Source organism: Ruegeria sp. CDSB136, from assembly GCF_059610965.1.
In genome coordinates, this window is record NZ_JBXWOP010000058.1 from 1 (window position 1) to 2187 (window position 2187).

General features: G+C 54.0%; 3 protein-coding genes. 1 reads left to right on the forward strand and 2 read right to left on the reverse strand.

What is annotated here, in order from left to right:
• Positions 1-45: 45 nt before the first annotated feature.
• The gene (locus tag AC2FIR_RS24060; RefSeq protein ID WP_496747934.1) at positions 46-756 is read right to left on the reverse strand and encodes a nucleotidyl transferase AbiEii/AbiGii toxin family protein; all 711 of its coding nucleotides are present in this window, start codon (positions 754-756) and stop codon (positions 46-48) included.
• 2 nt (positions 757-758) lie between these two features.
• Positions 759-1355: a DUF6088 family protein gene (locus AC2FIR_RS24065; protein ID WP_496747932.1), complete on the reverse strand. Its 597-nt coding sequence runs from the start codon at positions 1353-1355 to the stop codon at positions 759-761.
• 176 nt (positions 1356-1531) lie between these two features.
• On the opposite strand from AC2FIR_RS24065, the gene AC2FIR_RS24070 reads away from it, so the two are divergent.
• Positions 1532-2187, forward strand: a 656-nt coding sequence (locus AC2FIR_RS24070; RefSeq protein WP_496763502.1) for an IS110 family RNA-guided transposase, incomplete at its 3' end; no start/stop codon positions are given.

Below are 2187 nucleotides of genomic sequence, written 5' to 3' on the forward strand. Positions count from 1 at the left end.
CTTGGCGGTTACGATGAGCCAGAAACCCTCTCTTATCAAATCGACCTAAACTGTCCCATGGGCGCTGACGTCAGACAGATGGTAGAGCATATGCAGGATCGTGGCTTTTTCCCAGAATGTGCGTTCAACACCCAAGACCTTCACATCGACGTCGCCCTCCCTCAAAAAGTCTGGAAAGGCCTGATGCACATAAGGTGATATTCTGCGGGACTCGGCTGGTAGGTGAACCCCACGGGCGCCAAATTCGAACCGCACTACCGGCTGGATGTAGCTGCTGGCCGCACTTGTCTCGGATGGATAGGCGAAAAGCAAGGTTTGTGCATCATTAGGATCGACCGACAGGGAAAAGTGCTGATCCAGCGCGGCGCCAAACTTGATCTTGGTTTCTTTCAGAAGCGGTCCTGAGACTACTTTGGTGGCCGTATCCTGAAGTTCCTGCAACAGTTGCTTTTGTTTTTTGCCGGAAAGGGCAGGGTGCTCGGGGTCACGTGCACCCTCGAAACCGAGCTGTGCCCGGTCGAGAGACAGATCCACGTCTTCTGAGAACCGATGGATGATGTCATAGGCCTTGGATAGCGATGTCCCACCCTTGAAGATCATGTGAGCGCCAAAAGAGGGCAGGGCGAATAGATGTTTCAGCGACCAACAGACCCAGAAATCCTTCTCGACGATTGCTTTGGACAAACCAAGCTGTGCGGCCGATTCCTGAAAAGCCTCCTCACGGTTCTTTGGAGTATCGTTGGCAAACTGGTCCACGATCAGTTCCGCGCCACGATTTGCTGCACTACCGGGTGCATCCAGGCCGGTACATATCTACTTTGTTTTGCGAGCAAGGCGCGGTCCTTAATATCCAGATTGCGGGCCAGCGTGTCGACAACACGGCTATCCACCCGGTTTTTGCCAACATAGCGTAACGCCTGAAATACGGCGCCGGTTTTCTGGCCTGCACCAACTAGCGTTTTGGATGATGCATTTCGAAACTGGATGACTTGTCGACCAATTGTCTTGGTGCGGGTCGGGCCGTCGGTCATATAAGTCGGCTTGGAGGGCACTTGGGTCGACAGCCCCAACTGGTTGGCTGCCATGGCAGGGGAGGGCTGTAGAACCTGGTTGTCTTTGCGTGCAATCGCTTTGGCAATGTCATCGGCTGACGGAGACAACAGCCCTAATCGGGCGCTCTTTCTCGGATAGTCATAAAGCCCACGCGTTAACCGTCGGATCATCCCTTGATCCGCCAAACGCGACAATGCCTGATCCACGCTTGCGCGGGAGCCAATATCCAGAAAGTCGGTTGGCGCAAAGATTGCGCCCCGGCCTTTTCCGATGATGCGTTGTCTAATCGATGAGGTGATCATAGCTTTCTCCTTGTCAGAAAATATAGCACTTTTTTCTGACATTCAAGTTAGGGGAATATCTGGGTGTTTTTGTAAGTTGGGCGGAAACCTGATGGGGTGGATGGCTCCTGCTTCAACCGGCGTCGCAATGCGCCATAGTGCAGGTGTCAAAGTCTGCTTTTGAAAGGAGCCACCCCATGCAAGTTACCACAATTGGCGTTGATCTGGCCAAGAACGTCTTTCAAGTCCACGGGATCACCGCGTCCGAGGAGGTTGTGTTCAACAAAGCCCTGCGGCGGGCGCAGTTTCTGTCGTTCTTTGCGAAGTTGGAGCCTTGCCTGATTGGTATGGAGTCCTGCAGTAGCGCCCACCACTGGGCGCGCGAGCTCATGGCCTTGGGCCACGAGGTTCGGTTGATCCCGCCGATGTATGTGAAACCATACGTCAAACGCGGGAAGTCTGATGCAATTGATGCCGCAGCAATCTGTGAAGCGGTTACTCGTCCGACCATGCGCTTTGTTGCAATCAAGACGGTCGAGCAGCAATCCCTCCTCTCGCTGCATCGGGCGCGTGATCTTCTGGTGCGCCAGAGAACGCAACTCATCAACAATCTGCGCGGTTTGGTTGCCGAGTTTGGCATCTTCATTCCGAGAGGTCTCGCCCGGGTGATTGGGTTTGCCGAAGACATTACGCTTGGCGAAGTTCTCGATCTGCCTAAGATTGCCAATGAAGTGATCCATAATCTGTGCGAGCAACTCATGGCTCTGCACAAACGGGTCCGCTGGTACGAAGATCGTATAAAACAAGTCGCCAAAGAGGATGCGCGTGTTCGTCTTCTTCGCACGATCCCCGG

Excerpts from the sequence above, each read along its gene's own strand:
- AC2FIR_RS24065 (WP_496747932.1), bottom strand. The coding sequence starts at position 1,355 with ATGATCACCTCATCGATTAGACAACGCATCATCGGAAAAGGCCGGGGC.